At 76.2% G+C, this 14858-nt stretch carries 16 protein-coding genes, 2 tRNA genes and 1 other RNA gene; 8 read left to right on the forward strand and 11 right to left on the reverse strand.

Going from position 1 to position 14858, the window contains the following annotated elements; all coding sequences use genetic code 11:
- Positions 1 to 165 precede the first annotated feature (165 nt).
- From BLS82_RS04820 to ffs, 6 genes are all read right to left on the reverse strand, one after another.
- Positions 166 to 1284, reverse strand: a complete 1119-nt coding sequence (locus tag BLS82_RS04820) for an aspartate-semialdehyde dehydrogenase (RefSeq protein ID WP_255378112.1) — start codon at positions 1282 to 1284, stop codon at positions 166 to 168.
- Positions 1281 to 2558 carry an aspartate kinase gene (locus BLS82_RS04825; RefSeq protein WP_092861980.1) on the reverse strand — a complete coding sequence of 426 codons (1278 nt, stop codon included), beginning with the start codon at positions 2556 to 2558 and terminating at the stop codon, positions 1281 to 1283. Before BLS82_RS04825 ends, BLS82_RS04820 begins: the two co-directional genes overlap by 4 nt.
- Positions 2559 to 2683: 125 nt before the next feature.
- A complete protein-coding gene (locus BLS82_RS04830; RefSeq protein ID WP_092861982.1) occupies positions 2684 to 3268 on the reverse strand; it encodes a DUF5063 domain-containing protein in 585 nt (194 codons plus the stop codon).
- Complete coding sequence (recR, locus tag BLS82_RS04835) at positions 3261 to 3860, reverse strand: recombination mediator RecR (protein ID WP_092861984.1); 600 nt, start codon at positions 3858 to 3860, stop codon at positions 3261 to 3263. The genes BLS82_RS04830 and recR overlap by 8 nt, the downstream gene beginning before the upstream one ends.
- A 37-nt stretch (positions 3861 to 3897) precedes the next feature.
- The gene (locus BLS82_RS04840) at positions 3898 to 6114 is read right to left on the reverse strand and encodes a DNA polymerase III subunit gamma and tau (protein ID WP_092861986.1); all 2217 of its coding nucleotides are present in this window, start codon (positions 6112 to 6114) and stop codon (positions 3898 to 3900) included.
- A 51-nt stretch (positions 6115 to 6165) separates the two neighbouring features.
- An RNA gene (ffs, locus tag BLS82_RS04845) (signal recognition particle sRNA small type) lies at positions 6166 to 6262 on the reverse strand.
- Between the two features lie 109 nt (positions 6263 to 6371).
- Between ffs and BLS82_RS04850 the strand changes: the two genes are divergently transcribed.
- The 3 genes from BLS82_RS04850 to BLS82_RS04860 all read left to right on the forward strand — a co-directional run bounded on the left by BLS82_RS04850 (position 6372) and on the right by BLS82_RS04860 (position 7831).
- Positions 6372 to 6456 (forward strand) — tRNA-Ser (locus tag BLS82_RS04850).
- Positions 6457 to 6554: 98 nt separating this feature from the next.
- Positions 6555 to 6854: a type II toxin-antitoxin system VapB family antitoxin gene (locus BLS82_RS04855; RefSeq protein ID WP_092861988.1), complete on the forward strand. Its 300-nt coding sequence runs from the start codon at positions 6555 to 6557 to the stop codon at positions 6852 to 6854.
- 146 nt (positions 6855 to 7000) lie between these two features.
- On the forward strand, positions 7001 to 7831 hold the full coding sequence (locus BLS82_RS04860; protein ID WP_092861990.1) for a hypothetical protein: 831 nt from the start codon (positions 7001 to 7003) through the stop codon (positions 7829 to 7831).
- Positions 7832 to 7888: 57 nt separating this feature from the next.
- Here the strand turns inward: BLS82_RS04860 and BLS82_RS04865 are convergent, their stop codons facing one another.
- Positions 7889 to 8356: a VOC family protein gene (locus tag BLS82_RS04865; RefSeq protein WP_218123562.1), complete on the reverse strand. Its 468-nt coding sequence runs from the start codon at positions 8354 to 8356 to the stop codon at positions 7889 to 7891.
- A gap of 192 nt (positions 8357 to 8548) precedes the next feature.
- Here BLS82_RS04865 and BLS82_RS04870 point away from each other — a divergent pair, with 192 nt between their 5' ends.
- The gene (locus tag BLS82_RS04870) at positions 8549 to 10156 is read left to right on the forward strand and encodes a methyl-accepting chemotaxis protein (RefSeq protein ID WP_092861991.1); all 1608 of its coding nucleotides are present in this window, start codon (positions 8549 to 8551) and stop codon (positions 10154 to 10156) included.
- Positions 10157 to 10256: 100 nt separating this feature from the next.
- On the opposite strand, the gene BLS82_RS04875 is transcribed toward BLS82_RS04870, so the two are convergent.
- The 3 genes from BLS82_RS04875 to BLS82_RS04885 form a co-directional block, all read right to left on the reverse strand.
- Positions 10257 to 10343 (reverse strand) — tRNA-Ser (locus BLS82_RS04875).
- 10 nt (positions 10344 to 10353) lie between these two features.
- Positions 10354 to 10839, reverse strand: a complete 486-nt coding sequence (gene tadA, locus BLS82_RS04880; RefSeq protein ID WP_092862796.1) for a tRNA adenosine(34) deaminase TadA — start codon at positions 10837 to 10839, stop codon at positions 10354 to 10356.
- Positions 10836 to 11336 (reverse strand): tRNA adenosine deaminase-associated protein, encoded by a 501-nt coding sequence (locus tag BLS82_RS04885; RefSeq protein WP_176818927.1) that lies wholly within the window; start codon positions 11334 to 11336, stop codon positions 10836 to 10838. Before BLS82_RS04885 ends, tadA begins: the two co-directional genes overlap by 4 nt.
- Positions 11337 to 11373: 37 nt before the next feature.
- Here BLS82_RS04885 and upp point away from each other — a divergent pair, with 37 nt between their 5' ends.
- On the forward strand, positions 11374 to 12009 hold the full coding sequence (gene upp / locus BLS82_RS04890; protein ID WP_092861995.1) for a uracil phosphoribosyltransferase: 636 nt from the start codon (positions 11374 to 11376) through the stop codon (positions 12007 to 12009).
- A 22-nt stretch (positions 12010 to 12031) separates the two neighbouring features.
- Here upp and BLS82_RS04895 read toward each other — a convergent pair whose 3' ends face one another.
- Complete coding sequence (locus BLS82_RS04895) at positions 12032 to 12817, reverse strand: SigB/SigF/SigG family RNA polymerase sigma factor (RefSeq protein ID WP_092861997.1); 786 nt, start codon at positions 12815 to 12817, stop codon at positions 12032 to 12034.
- Positions 12818 to 13046: 229 nt separating this feature from the next.
- On the opposite strand from BLS82_RS04895, the gene BLS82_RS04900 reads away from it, so the two are divergent.
- From BLS82_RS04900 to BLS82_RS04910, 3 genes are all read left to right on the forward strand, one after another.
- The gene (locus tag BLS82_RS04900; protein ID WP_092861999.1) at positions 13047 to 13328 is read left to right on the forward strand and encodes a hypothetical protein; all 282 of its coding nucleotides are present in this window, start codon (positions 13047 to 13049) and stop codon (positions 13326 to 13328) included.
- Between the two features lie 164 nt (positions 13329 to 13492).
- Positions 13493 to 14512 (forward strand): baeRF2 domain-containing protein, encoded by a 1020-nt coding sequence (locus tag BLS82_RS04905; protein ID WP_092862001.1) that lies wholly within the window; start codon positions 13493 to 13495, stop codon positions 14510 to 14512.
- 84 nt (positions 14513 to 14596) lie between these two features.
- On the forward strand, positions 14597 to 14809 hold the full coding sequence (locus BLS82_RS04910) for a hypothetical protein (protein WP_092862003.1): 213 nt from the start codon (positions 14597 to 14599) through the stop codon (positions 14807 to 14809).
- The last annotated feature ends 49 nt before the right edge of the window (positions 14810 to 14858 follow it).

A 14858-nucleotide genomic window follows, 5' to 3' on the forward strand; every position in this document is an offset into this window, starting at 1 on the left:
GCGTCCTCCACCGGGTGCGCGCAGGTCTGAGCGACACGGACGGCGCCGGGGCGGCGCTGCCCGTCGTCCAGGACGCTACCGCGCGCCGGGGGCGGGGTCACCCCCGGGACCACCGGGACGCCCGGCGTCCCGGTGGTCCCGGTGGTCCCGGGGAGGGTGCGCCGCTCAGCCGTCCGCGGACAGCTCCGCGGCCACCAGCTCCGCGATCTGCGCGGTGTTCAGCGCGGCTCCCTTGCGCAGGTTGTCCCCGCACACGAACAGGTCGAGCGTGTGCGGGAAGTCCAGCGCCTGGCGGATCCGGCCCACCCACGTCGGGTCCGAGCCCACGACGTCCGCGGGCGTCGGGAACTCCCCCTCGGCCGGGTCGTCGAGGACGACGACGCTGGGCGCCTCGACGAGCGCCTGGCGGGCGGCGTCCACGTCCACGGGGCGCTGGAAGGTCGCGTGGACGGCCAGGGAGTGCGTGGTGACCACGGGCACGCGCACGCACGTGGCGGAGACCCTCAGGTCGGGGATGCCGAGGATCTTGCGCGACTCGTTGCGCACCTTCAGCTCCTCGCTGGACCAGCCGCCGTCCTTGGGGGAGCCGGCCCACGGGATGACGTTGAGCGCGAGCGGAGCGGGGAACGGGGAGGGGTCCGTGCCGAGCTTGTCCTCGATCGCGGCGCGCACGTCCCCGGCGCGCTGGCCCAGGCCGCGCTGGCCGGCGACGACCTCCAGCTCGTCGTAGAGGCGGTCCACGCCGGGCTGCCCGGCGCCGGAGGCCGCCTGGTAGGAGGCGACGACGAGCTCGGTCAGGCCCCAGCCGCGGTGCAGGGCGCCGAGGGCGTCCATCATCGTCAGCGTCGTGCAGTTGGGGTTGGCGATGATGCCGCGCGGGCGGTTGCGCACCTGGGAGGGGTTGACCTCCGGCACGACGAGGGGGACGTCGGGGTCCATCCGGAACGCGCCGGAGTTGTCGACGACGACCGCGCCGCGGGAGGCGGCGACGGGGGCCCACCGCGCCGAGACCTCGTCCGGGACGTCGAACATCGCGACGTCCACGCCGTCGAAGACCTCCGGGGCCAGGGCGAGCACCTCGACCTCCTCGCCGCGCACGCGCAGGCGCTTGCCGGCCGAGCGCGCGGAGGCGACGACGCGGATCTCCCCCCACACGTCCTGGCGGGTGGAGAGGATCTGCAGCATCACCGTGCCCACGGCGCCGGTGGCGCCGACCACCGCCAGGGTGGGCCGGCGTCCGGTCGGGGTGCGCGGGCCCACCGAGCCCGCTCCGATGCCGCTCACCGGCCGGTCCCCGCGTGCACCACGGCCTGCTCCTCCGCGTCCAGGTCGAAGGCGGTGTGCACCGCCCGCACCGCGTCGTCCAGGTGGTCGGCGCGCGTGACCACCGAGATCCGGATCTCGGACGTGGTGATCATCTCGATGTTGATGCCGGCGTCCGAGAGCGCCTTGAAGAAGGTCGCCGACACGCCGGGGTGGCTGCGCATGCCGGCGCCGACGAGGGAGACCTTGCCGATCTGGTCGTCGTACTGCAGCGACTCGAACGCGACCACGGGCTGGACCCTGCTCAGCGCCTGCACCGCCGTCTGGCCCTCGGTCTTGGGCAGCGTGAACGAGACGTCGGTGCGCCCCGTGGCCGCCGCGGAGACGTTCTGGACGATCATGTCCAGGTTCACCCCGGCGTCGGCGACGGCCTCGAAGATCTGCGCGGCCGTGCCCGGCTTGTCCGGCACCCCCACCACGGTGATCTTCGCCTCGCCGCGGTCGTGCGCGACGCCGGAGATGATCGGCTGCTCCACGGGTCCTCCCTCTGCGCGTGCGGACGCGCTGTCCACGACCCAGGTGCCCTCGCGCGGCGTGAAGGACGAGCGCACGTGCACGGGGACCCCGTACCGGCGCGCGTACTCCACGCAGCGCAGGTGCAGCACCTTGGCGCCGCTGGCGGCCAGCTCGAGCATCTCCTCGCTGCTGACCCGGTCGATCTTGCGGGCGGTCGGCACGATCCGCGGGTCGGCGGTGTAGACGCCGTCCACGTCGGTGTAGATCTCGCACACGTCCGCGCCCAGGGCCGCGGCGAGCGCCACCGCGGTGGTGTCCGAGCCGCCGCGGCCCAGGGTGGTGATGTCCTTGGTGTCCACGCTGACGCCCTGGAACCCGGCGACGATCGCGACGGCGCCCTCGTCGAGGGCGTCGCGGATGCGCCCGGGGGTGACGTCGATGATCCGCGCCCGCCCGTGCGCGGAGTCGGTGATCACCCCCGCCTGGCTGCCGGTGAAGGAGCGGGCCTGGTGCCCGAGGGTCTCGATCGCCATCGCGACCAGCGCCATCGAGATCCGCTCGCCGCTGGTCAGCAGCATGTCCAGCTCGCGCGCCGGGGGCATCGGGCTGACCTGCTGGGCGAGGTCGAGCAGGTCGTCGGTGGTGTCGCCCATGGCGGAGACGACCACGCACACGTCGTGGCCGGCTCGGCGGGTCTCGGTGATGCGCTTGGCGACGCGCTTGACGCCCTCGGCGTCGGCGACGGACGAGCCGCCGTACTTCTGCACGACCAGACCCACCTGCTGGCCACCCCCCGGGGTCCGGTCCGCCGCGCGCCGGGCGTGGGCCGGACCGGCTCGTTCAGGGTCCCGGCGCGGCTGGAGACTCTACCGGGGTCGCGGGGCGGCCGCTGGCACCGGTGGCGTCAGCCCAGGGCCGCGGACTCGGCGTCCGCGACCGTCTGGGCGTCGGCGTCGAGGCGCACGTGGGCGAGGATCGACTGCAGCACCCGCAGCGCGCTGGCGGCGCGGTCGCCCCACTCGGACAGGTAGGAGAACTGCCACCACCACAGCGCCTCGTCGACGCGCCCGTCGGCGTGGTGGCGCAGGCCGTGCAGCAGCGCCGCGGCGACCTCGACCAGGTCGTCGGACAGGCAGCCTCGCACGACCTCCGTCGAGGTCAGCGGGTCCACGAGGTCCGCGTACTCGTCGAGCCCGTCCAGCGCAGCGGCCAGGCCCTCGCGCAGGGGGTCGACGTCCGGGTCGGGCCCCGCGTCGGGCTCGAAGCGCGCGCTGGGGACGACGTCCGCGAGCGCGCCGAGGCGCGCGCCGGCGACGAGGACCTCGGAGACGGCCAGCAGCAGCACGGGCAGGGCGGTCTGCGGCGAGGAGCCGGCCGCCACGGAGCCGAGGCCCTCCAGGTAGCCGGTGGCGCTCAGCGCCGTCGCGTCGGCGAGCACGCGCAGCTCGTCGACCGGCTCGGCTCCCGGAGCCCCCGTCGCCTCAGACATCCAGGAGCCTCCTGCCCTCGAACGCCCGGCCGAGGGTGATCTCGTCGGCGTACTCCAGGTCGCCGCCGACCGGCAGGCCGGAGGCCAGGCGCGTGACCCGCAGGCCCATGGGCTTGAGCAGGCGCGCCAGGTACGTGGCGGTCGCCTCTCCCTCGAGGTTCGGGTCGGTCGCGATGATGGTCTCCGTGACCTCCCCGGAGGAGAGACGGGCGAGCAGCTCGCGCACGCGCAGGTCGTCGGGGCCGACGCCCTCGATGGGGCTGATCGCGCCGCCGAGCACGTGGTAGCGCCCCCGGAACTCCCGCGTCCTCTCGATCGCGATGACGTCCTTGGGCTCCTCCACCACGCACAGCACGGTGGCGTCGCGGCGCGGGTCGCGGCAGATGCGGCACATCTCCTCCTGCGCGACGTTGCCGCACACCACGCAGAACCGCACCCGGCGCTTGACCTCGGTCAGCGCCCCCACCAGGCGCCGGACGTCGTCCTCGTCGGCCTGCAGCAGGTGGAACGCGAGCCGCTGCGCGCTCTTGGGACCCACACCGGGGAGCCGACCCAGCTCGTCGATGAGGTCCTGGACCGCTCCCTCGTACACCCCGCGAGCCTACGCCGCGGCACCGACAGCGCGTGCCTCAGGAGCGCTCGTCGACGGCGATGACCCGGCCGCCGAGCAGCTGCTCGACGACGGCGGCCCCGACGAGGCCCGAGTCCTCCGCGTCGGCGTCGTCGTAGCTCGGCGCGTCGTCGTCCGCGGGCACCGGCGGGGCGGTCACGGTGCGCTCGCGGGCGGCCATCATCGCGGCTCCCCGGGACGGCGGGCCCGGAGCGCCCGCGCCGGCCCCGCCGGCCGGGCGCGCGCTCCCGGCCGGACGGGGCTCGGCGTCCGGGCGGCTCGGGCGCGACTGCGCCGGCGGGGCCCAGCCCGCCTCGTCGTCCTCCGGAGGCTCGTGCTCGTCGGGGGGCTCGGGCGGCAGGCCCGCACCGTCGTCCGGCGGCTCGGGCGAGGGCCGGCGCCCGGCAGCGGGGCGGGACGGCGCCGCGGGGCGCTGCGCGGGACGGGCGCCGGCCAGGGGGTGGCTGCCCGCCGCGGGCGCGGCGCCCTCGGCGACGGCGACCACCGAGCGGTCGAGGCCGAGCACGGCGACGAGGGACTCGCGCACGAAGTCGGCGTGGGGGCCGGCCGTGAAGGCCGCGAGCGTGCCGGCCTGGCGGAACTGCAGCACGAGCCGCTGGTCGTCGACGGAGAGCACCTGGGCGTCGTGGCTGACCCTGGTCCAGGTGCGGCGCTTGACCGTCGCCAGGTGGGCGAGCACGTCGGGCCACATGCGCCGCACCGCCTCGGTGCTGTCGCCGGTGCCCGTGCCCTCGAGCCCGCCGGGCGCGACGTCGGCCGTGCCGGTGCCGGTCAGCGACGCGCAGGTGGTCGCCGACTCCGCCGGGGCCGCACCGGGGGCCGCACCGGGGCCCGCGGCCGCCGCGGGCGCGGCAGGGGCCGCGGGCGCCGCAGGAGCCGGTGCAGCGGGCGCGGGATCGGGCGCGGGATCGGGCGCGGGATCGGGCGCCCGAGGAGCGGGGTCCGCGGCTGCCGCAGCGGGCGCGGGAGCAGGAGCAGGCGCAGGAGCAGGGCTCGCTGGAGCGGGGCTCGCGGGGGTGGGCGCGGGGGCGCCGCTGACCGGCCCGGCGGACGGCACCCCCAGGCGGCGCTCGACGCGGTCGAGGCGGGCGGCGAGGCCGCGCTCGCCGTCCTCGGCCCCCGGCAGCAGCATCCGGGCGCAGAGCAGCTCCAGGTGCAGCCGCGGGGAGGTCGCGCCGGTCATCTCGGTGGCGGCGGCGTTGGCGAGGTCGGCCGCCCGGCTCAGCGACGCGGTCCCGAAGGCCGCGGCCTGGACGTGCATGCGCTCCAGCTGGTCCTCGGGGCAGCCGGGGAAGACCTCGCGGGCGCGCTCCCCCACCGCCTGCACCACCACGAGGTCGCGCAGGCGCTGCAGGAGGTCCTCGACGAAGCGGCGCGGGTCCTGCCCGGACTGCACCACGCGGTCCACGACGCGGAAGACCGTGGCGCCGTCCCCGGCCGCGAAGGCGGAGACGACGTCGTCCAGCAGCGCCGCGTGCGTGTAGCCGAGCAGGGCGATGGCGCTCTCGTACTCCAGGCCCCGCTCGCCGGAGCCGGCGGCCAGCTGGTCGAGCACCGACAGGGAGTCGCGGACCGAGCCGGCGCCGGCCCGCACCACCAGCGGCAGCACGCCCCGCCCGACCGGCACGCCCTCGGCCTCGCACAGCTGCTGCAGGTACGCCTGCAGCCGCTCCGGCGGCACGAGGCGGAAGGGGTAGTGGTGGGTGCGCGAGCGGATCGTGCCGAGCACCTTGTCGGGCTCGGTCGTGGCGAACACGAACTTCACGTGCTCGGGCGGCTCCTCCACGATCTTCAGCAGGGCGTTGAACCCCTGCGGCGTGACCATGTGCGCCTCGTCGATGATGAAGACCTTGAACCGGTCGCGCGCGGGCGCGAAGGTGGCGCGCTCGCGCAGCTCCCGGGCGTCGTCCACGCCGCCGTGGCTGGCGGCGTCGATCTCGACGACGTCGAGGCTGCCCGGGCCGCCGCGGGCCAGCTCGACGCAGCTGTCGCACGCGCCGCAGGGCGTGTCGGTGGGGCCCTGGGCGCAGTTCAGGCAGCGCGCGAGGATGCGCGCGGACGTCGTCTTGCCGCACCCGCGCGGGCCGGAGAACAGGTAGGCGTGGTTGACCCGGCCGACCCGCAGCGCCTGGCGCAGCGGGTCGGTCACGTGCTCCTGGCCGATGACCTCGGCGAAGGTCTCCGGGCGGTACCGGCGGTAGAGAGCAGTGGCCACGGGACGATCCTGACGACGGGGGCTGACAGGCGTGGTGGGTCCACGGGGGAAGAGGAGGACCCCTCGCGCACCCGCCAGAGCCCACCTGCCCTTGCTGCCTTCCGGCCCTGGGGGGGTTCAGCGAGATGACGCCGCACGAGGGGTCGGCGGCCAGTCTAGACCTCCCGGGCCCGCGGGCCATCCCGCCTCGCCGCGGCGGGGCGGGCGCCCTCGCGCCTCCTGCCCCGCGGGTGCGCGCCTCCGCTAGACTCGCCCGCGGAGGATTCGCCTAGTGGCCTATGGCGCTCGCCTGGAACGCGGGTTGGGTTAACGCCCTCGCGGGTTCAAATCCCGCATCCTCCGCCGCAGCGGCCCCGGACGACCCACCCGTCCGGGGCCGCTCGCCGTCTGCGCGCCGCCGTCGGCCGGCTCCGCCCGGCGCGGCACCTAGACTCCCCGTCATGATCTTCGCTCGGGTCGGGGAGGGCCGGCCGTACCCCGACCACGGCGTGACGGCGTCCCGCGAGTGGGCCGCCATCCCTCCGCGCCAGGTGCGCCTCGACGAGCTGGTCACGACGAAGCGCCAGCTCGACCTCGCGACGCTGCTGTCGGAGGACTCCACCTTCTACGGCGACCTGTTCGCCCACGTGGTGCAGTGGCGGGGCGCGCTCTACCTCGAGGACGGCCTGCACCGGGCGCTGCGCGCGGCCCTGCAGCAGCGCAGCGTGCTGCACGCGCGCGTGCTCGTGCTGCAGGACTGAGCGCGCACGGAGACCCCGAGCGGGAGCTCTCGGCGTCTGGGCAGGACCGCTCAGGGTCTGGGAGGCCGGTCCTCAGACACGGTCCGGTCGCACTCAGATGCTGAAACAGCACTCACAGTCACACGATCGCGCGTAGCGTCACGGCCATGTCCTCTGAGAGCGCGCCCCTGGTCGTCCCGCTCGACGCCAGCGGCATGGAGTGGGTCACCCTCGGACCGCTCGCGGAGGCGCGGGGGTGGGGCATCTGCCACTCGCTGCGCTTCGGCGTGAGCATCCTGCGCCCGACGCTCTTCCTGCGGTTCGGGCTCGGCACCGCGACGTCCTCCCCGCCCGTCGTCGTCCGGGAGGTCTGGTCCTCGGACCCGCAGGGCCTGAGCGCGCGGGCGCTGCGCGACCTGCCCCTGGCCCGCGTCGAGGCGTGCGTGAACCAGCCGCTGCACTACGAGGAGGCGCGGGCGCGCTCGGCGGCCCTCGGCGCGCCGACGACGCCCTTCCCGTGGCCGAACGGCTCGCCCCCGCGCTGGTGGTTCGCGCACCCGGAGCCCGTTCCCGCGCCCGACCTCGTCCTCGCCGTGCCGCCCGGGCGCCCGAAGCCGGACGCGTTCTACCGCGACGTGGCGGCGCTGTTCGCCCACCTGGCCACCACGACGACGCGCCCGGCCAACGTCGTCGCCGAGGCCAACGGCGTGCCGATCACCCAGGTGCACGGGTGGGTGAAGGAGGCGCGCCGGCGCGGCCTGCTCGCCGCCGGCGAGCGCTCGCGGCGCGGGGTCGACGCGGAGCTGCCCCGCCCAGCCGCCGCGCTCGGCGGCGCCGCGGCCCGCATCCCCGGGCAGACCCGCACCGAGCCGCGCCCGGACGCCCTGCTCGAGGTGACCCAGACGGGCGGGCCGCTGCCCGCGCCGCTGGACCAGCTGGTCGACCTGCGCGGCGCGCCCCGCGGCGGCGAGGTGGGCCTGCTGCCGGCGCGCCTGTGACCCCTCCGGTGGCGGCGCGGCGTCCGGGCGCGCAGCCCGCGCGGCGCTCGTCGGGCGTCAGGGCTCCAGCGGGGCGGTGAGCTCGAGGTTGATGTCGTCGGGGTCCTGCAGCGACAGGATCACGATGGCGTGCGCGGGCAGCTCCGTGACCTCCCCGTGCGGGATGCCGGCCTCCGCCAGTCGCGCGGCGGCGGTCACCAGCTCCTCGCGGGAGCCGACGGCGAAGCTGACGTGGTCCAGGCCGACGCGAGTGGCCTGGAAGGTCTCGCCCGGTGCCGCGGCGACCGGGCGCAGCCCCAGCCGCTGCTGGCCGCAGGCGAACACGCACCCGCCGTACAGGCGCTCGGGGTCGTCCACGGCCGCGGGGTCGCTGAGCGCGCCGGTCTCGTCCACGACGGGCTCGGCGCCGAACACCGTGCGGTAGAAGTCCTTGGAGCGCACGACGTCGGTCACCGACAGCCGCACGTGGTGGATGCCGGTGGGGTGGGCGATGGGCGTGCCGGCGGTCCCGGGGGTCGTGGTCACGGTGCCACCGTGCCCGATCCCCGGCCGGAGTGCTCGCTCTGCGTGATCCTCCGAGCACGCCGGCACGGCCGCGCCGCGCAGGTTCCGCCCCGGGATCGCTCAGGACCGTCCTCCGTCCTGCCGATGGCTCTCGTGCGACCCGAGGACGTCCTCGGGCCGAGCGCCGTCCCGGCATCCGACTGGAGGAACGTCATGAGCATCACCGCCTCTGTGCGCCGCCGGGGTGGGTGGTTCGCCAGCCGGCCGGTCGCCGTGAAGATCGGCGCCGCGCTGGCGCTGCTGGCCCTGGTGGCAGTGGGTCTGACCGGGCTGGCCGTCTCGCGCATCTCCGCCCTGGCCCACGGCGAGACCGCGCTGTACGAGGAGTCCGTGGTCCCGCTGGTGGCCCTGGGGGAGATCCAGCGCTCCTTCCAGGGCGACCGGGCCCGGTACCTGACCTACGGGTTCGCCGACGAGGAGGGCCGGGCCCTGCTGCGCGAGGACCTGGCCGAGCGGCGGGCCACCATCGAGGAGCAGCTGGACGCCTACGAGCAGCACGCCTCCAGCCCGGAGGCCCACGCCGAGCTCCGCGACCTGGTGGACGCCTACTACGAGACCGTGAACACCCAGCTGGTCCCGGCCGCCGACCGCGGTGACACCGCCGCCGTGCAGGACCTCGCGCTCGGCGGGGTCCGCGAGGCCGCCGTCGCCGTCCTCGACGAGCTGACCGCGGCCAGCGAGGGCAGGGTGGAGTCCGCGAGCGCCGAGGCCGAGCACGGCGCGGCCGACGCGCGCGAGGCGGTGGTGGCGCTGTGGGCGACCCTGGCCGTGGGCGTCGCCGTCGCCGCCGTCCTGGCCGTGCTGGTCGTGCGCGGGATCGTGCGCACCGTGACCTCGGTGCAGCGCTCGGTGCAGGCGATGGCCACCGGTGACCTGACCGTCACCGCTGATGTCCGCTCCGGTGACGAGCTCGGGCGCATGGCTGCCGCTCTGGGCGAGGCCCAGGAGTCCCTGCGCTCGGTGATGGGCAGCGTCGTCGCCTCCGCGGACGCGGTGGCCGCCTCCTCCGAGGAGCTCTCGGCCTCCGCTGCGCAGATCTCGGCGAGCGCCGAGGAGACCTCCGCGCAGTCCGGGGTGGTCTCCACCGCGGCGGCGGAGGTCTCGGGCAGCGTGGCCACCGTCGCCGCCGGCGCGGACGAGATGGGCGCCGCGATCCGGGAGATCTCCTCCTCCGCGGCCGAGGCGACCCAGGTCGCGGCCCAGGCGGTCGCCGCGGCCGAGTCCGCCAACGCCACCGTCTCCAAGCTCGGGGAGTCCTCCAAGGAGATCGGCGACGTCGTCAAGGTGATCACCTCGATCGCGGAGCAGACGAACCTGCTCGCCCTGAACGCCACCATCGAGGCGGCGCGAGCGGGGGAGGCGGGCAAGGGCTTCGCCGTGGTGGCGAACGAGGTCAAGGAGCTGGCCCAGGAGACCGCGCGGGCCACGGAGGACATCGCCGCCCGGGTGGAGACGATCCAGGCCGACACCACCGGCGCGGTGAGCGCGATCGAGCAGATCACCGAGGTCATCGCCCGGATCAGCGACTACCAGACCACCATCGCCTCCGCCGTGGAGGAGCAGACCGCCACCACGAGCGAGATGTCGCGCTCGGTGGCCGAGGCCGCGACCGGCTCCTCCGAGATCGCCACGAACATCACCGGCGTCTCCGCGGCGGCCGAGTCGACCACCCAGGCGCTCTCCCAGACCCGCACCGCCGTGGACGAGCTGTCCCGGATGGCCGCCGACCTGCGCTCCACCGTCGCCCGATTCACCTACTGACCGACCGCCACCGCGATCGACCGCTGACCGACGGGCTGGTCAGACCCTGACGCGGCCGGCGGCAGCGCCCCGACCTCGGGGCGCTGCCGTCGACGCGGAGCGGTGGCGGTGGGATTTGAACCCACGGAGAGCTCTCACCCTCACACGCTTTCGAGGCGTGCTCCTTAGGCCGCTCGGACACGCCACCGCGCCGCAGCCTACCGGCCCCCGGCCCCCGGGCCCCGGTGCCCCGCGAAGAAGGTCCGCAGCAGCTGCCCGCACTCCTCCTCCAGGACCCCGCCGACGACCTCGGGCCGGTGGTTCAGCCGCCGGTCGCGCACGACGTCCCACACCGACCCGGCGGCACCTGCCTTCGGGTCCCACGCGCCGAAGACCAGCCGCGTCACCCGGGCGAGCACGAGCGCGCCGGCGCACATGGTGCACGGCTCCAGCGTGACGGCGAGGGTGGCGCCCTCCAGCCGCCAGGTGCCGAGCGCCTGCGCCGCCCGCCGCAGCGCGAGGACCTCCGCGTGCGCGGTGGGGTCGCCGGCCGCCTCGCGGGCGTTGACCGCGGCGGCGAGCACGCGCCCGTCCGCGGCGGCGACGACCGCGCCCACGGGCACGTCCGCCGTCCGCGGCGCCGTCGCGGCCCGCTCGAGGGCGAGGCGCACGAGCTGCCGGTCCGCGGCGCTGGGCGCCGTCAGCGCAGGGCCTCCAGCTGGTCCGCGAAGCCCAGCCGCTCGCCCACGGACGCCAGCGCGCCCGCCGGGTCCGCCGCCTCCGCGGTGGCGGTCAGCTCCTCGTCCGGCACGCCGGCGTCCGCCAGCAGGCCGGTGTCCCCCGCCCACGTCGGCGCCGCGACCCGGGAGGCGCTGCCCTCGTCGTCCTCGGGGGCCGGCGGCTGCGGCGCCGGCGCGTCGGCCGCACCGGCCAGCAGCTCCGCGTAGCGGCCGGACTGCACGGCGAGGAGGTCGGAGACGAACACCCGCGGCTCCGCGCCGCCGTCGGCGCGCACCAGGGCGAACCACTCGTCCTCGTGCTCGAGGACGACCAGCAGCGCCGCGTCCTCCAGGCCCTCGTCCTCGGCGGCGGCGCGGACCTCCTCGGCCGTGTCGTCCAGGTCCACCGCGTCGTCGAGGTCCACGTCGAGGGTGCGCCAGGAGCCGCCGCGGCCGGCCAGGACCGCGCTGAAGTACGCCATGCGCTCATCGTGGCCCACCGTCGGTAGGTTTCCCAGCATGCGCGTGCACGTCGTCGACCACCCGCTCGTCGCCCACAAGCTGACCGCCCTGCGGGACGAGCGGACGGACTCCCCGACGTTCCGCCGCCTGGCCGACGAGCTCGTGACGCTCCTGGCGTACGAGGCCACCCGCGGGGTGCGCACCGAGCCCGTGGACGTCGTCACGCCCGTCGCCCCGGCCACCGGCGTGCGGCTGCGCCACCCGCGCCCCCTCGTCGTGCCGATCCTGCGCGCGGGGCTGGGGATGCTCGACGGCATGCAGCGGCTCCTGCCCACCGCGGAGGTCGGCTTCCTGGGCCTCGTGCGCGACGAGCAGACGCTGCAGGCCACCACCTACGCCCACCGCCTGCCCGAGGACCTCTCCGGGCGCCAGTGCTACGTGCTCGACCCGATGCTCGCCACCGGCGGCACGCTGGCCGCGGCGATCCGGTACCTGTTCGACCTCGGCGCGGACGACGTCACGGCGATCTGCCTGCTCGTCGCGCCGGAGGGGATCAGGACCGTCGAGAGCTCCTTCGGGGCGGACGCCCCCGTCACGGTGGTCACCGCGGCCCTCGACGAGCGCCTCGACGAGAACGGCTACATCGTCCCCGGCCTCGGGGACGCCGGCGACCGCCTCTACGGCGTCGTCTGAGGGTCCTCCGCGGCGCGGCGGCTCAGGCCGCCTCGTCCTCCAGCTGGGTGCGCAGGCGCGAGAGCGTGCGGCTGAGCAGGCGCGAGACCTGCATCTGGGTGACGCCGATGTCCTCGGCGATCTGGCTCTGGGTCCAGCCGCGGTAGAAGCGCAGCGACAGGATGTGCCGGTCCCGCTCCGGCAAGGACGCGAGCAGCGGGGCGACGCTGACGTGGTCGACGACGCGCTCGATCGCGCCGTCCTCGCTGCCCAGGGTGGCGCTGAGCGGCACGCCGTCGGCCTCGCCGTCCATCGGGGCGTCGAGGGAGGCGAGGTTGTAGTCCTGCGCCGCGGCCAGCGCCTCGATGACCTCCTCCTGGCCGACCTTCAGGTGCTCCGCGAGCTCCGCCACCGTGGGTGAGCGGCCGATGCGCTGGGACAGCTCCTGCGCCGCGCTGCCGAGGGACAGGCGCAGCTCCTGCAGCCGCCGCGGCGGGCGCACGCCCCAGCCGCGGTCACGGAAGTGGCGGCGCAGCTCGCCCGTGATGGTGGGCACGGCGTAGGGCAGGAAGCCGCGGCCCTTGCCGGGCTGGTAGCCCTGCGCGGCCTTGACGAGGGCGAGGGAGGCGACCTGCACCAGGTCGTCGAGCTGCTCGCCGCGGTCGCGGAAGCGGGAGGCGAGGGCGCGGGCGACGGGGAGGTTGAGCACGACCACCTCGTCGACGAGGCGCTGGTGCTCCTGCTCGTCCTGGCAGGCGGCCGCTCGCGCCAGGAGGTCCTCGGTGGCCCTCTCCCGGGCCGAGGAAGCGGGTCCGTCCGGCGCGGTCATCAGGGCTCCCCGTCAGGCGTGCGGTACGTGTCCGGTCCCGTCCGGAGGGGCTGCGTGGTCCTCCGGACGCCGCTCAGCACAGCACCGTCGGCAGGGCCCGGCAACCCGAGCCCCGCTCCGCGCCGGCCACTTACCCGGCGCCGACCGGTTCGAACCCCGGGCGCGCGCGCCGCCGGACCCCGGGCGCGCCGACCGTGCGGCGGGGGGCGCGCGGTGGTAGCAAGGGCCCATGCCGCAGGAACAGGACCCCGACGTCCAGCGCGCCCAGCAGATCCGCCTGCAGCGGGTGGTCGACGACGTGACCGCCTCGCACAGCGGCGAGAAGCGAGCGGTGATGGCGGCGCTGGAGGCGGGGATCGCCCGCGCGGGCCTGTCGCGGCAGCCGGCCACGTGGGTGGAGGCCACGGCGTCCGAGATCGTCGAGGGCCGGCACGTCGTGGCCTTCCGCGAGCGCGACCTCGGCATCGGCCCGGGCGTAGCCGGCAACGGGGACGTCGGCGGCCGCCACTGAGACGGCACCGCGCAGCGCGCCCGGGCCGTGTTTGCCCCCGCGCGCCACGGGTAGCGGTCGAGCAGCGCCGGCCGGCCACCGCGCCAGGCACCGCCAGGCACCGCCGGGCGCGGCCGGGCGTGGTGACGCGCCGCAGCGCCCGAGGGAGCGACCGAGGAGGACCCGTGGACGTGACCCCGCTGACCGAGGTGCTGGAGCCGTGCGCGCCCGCCACCACGGTGGTCGTGGACCTCACGGCCGCGGAGGAGAGGGCGCCGGATGAGGTGCGCCTGCGCTGGCAGGACCTGCGCGGCCGCCTCGCCGCCGACGGCGCCCCGGCCGAGGACCTCGCGGCCGTCGACGAGGTCGTCACCGCCCCTCCGGGCGTGGGCGGCGCGGTCAGCCGCTACGTCGCCGCGCGCGGCGGCCGGGTGCTGCTGGAGGAGGTGCTCGTCGAGGGCCAGCGCGACGGCGTCGGCAGCGGCACCGTGGCCCCGATCGTCGACCTCGTGCCCCTCCTGCGCTACGAGCAGCGCCACGCGCCCGTCGTGGTGGTGCGCGCGGACCGCGAGGGCGCCGACGCCGAGGTCGTCACCGCCGCGGGCGCGCCTCCCGTGGAGACCGCGAGCACCCAGGGGTCCACGCTGCACATCCGCAAGGTGAAGGTCGGCGACTGGGCGCACCCGCAGTTCCAGCGGCGCAGCGAGAACCTCTGGCAGGGCGACGCCGAGCAGGCCGGGGCCGAGGTCGCCCGGCTCTACCGCGAGCACGCGGCGTCCGCGGTCGTCCTCAGCGGCGACGTGCGGGCCCGCCAGCTGGTCGCCGAGCAGCTGCGCGAGCTGCTGCCCCCCGGCGCGCCCGTGGTGCAGGTCGAGGGCGACCGGCGCGCGGACGGCGCCTCGCAGGTGCCCGTCGACCTCGCCGTGGCGCGCGGGCTCGACGAGCGCGCCGCGCGCACCGAGGACGAGGCGGTGCAGCGCTGGCGCGCCGTGCACGACGACGAGAGCACGCGCGACCGCAGCACGGCCGACCTGTTCTCCACCGTGGACGCCGTGCGCGCGGGCCAGGTCGAGGAGCTGCTGCTGGTGCCCGCCGCGCTGACCGGCGCGCAGGTGCAGCTGGTCGAGCTGGAGCAGGCCGTGCTGCCCGACGGCGTGGGCGCGCGCCTGCGCTGGTCGAGCGAGCGGCCTCCCGGCACCGCCTGAGGGCGCTGCCCGAGCGCGGCGGCCTCCCCCGGGCCAGCCGCACCACCCAAGCCACCACCCGAAGCCACGACGAGAGGAGCAGGCATGAGCGAGCAGGACGAGCACCGCGGCGTCACCGAGGAGGAGATCATGCGGGCGATGTCCGTGAACTCCGTGCCGGACGAGGTGCGCACCCACACCACCTTCCGCGACGAGACGGACCAGGTGATGGGGATGGAGGGGGAGCTGCAGCCGGCGGTCGACCCGCACGCGCCCCAGGACGACAGCCACCCGGTCCAGTCCCCCGACGGGCCCTGACCGGGCCCTCACCAGCTCTGCCGCCGGACGCCGAGCGCCCGCCCCTCCG

It is taken from the genome of Quadrisphaera sp. DSM 44207 (assembly GCF_900101335.1).
In the GTDB taxonomy this organism is placed as follows: domain Bacteria; phylum Actinomycetota; class Actinomycetes; order Actinomycetales; family Quadrisphaeraceae; genus DSM-44207.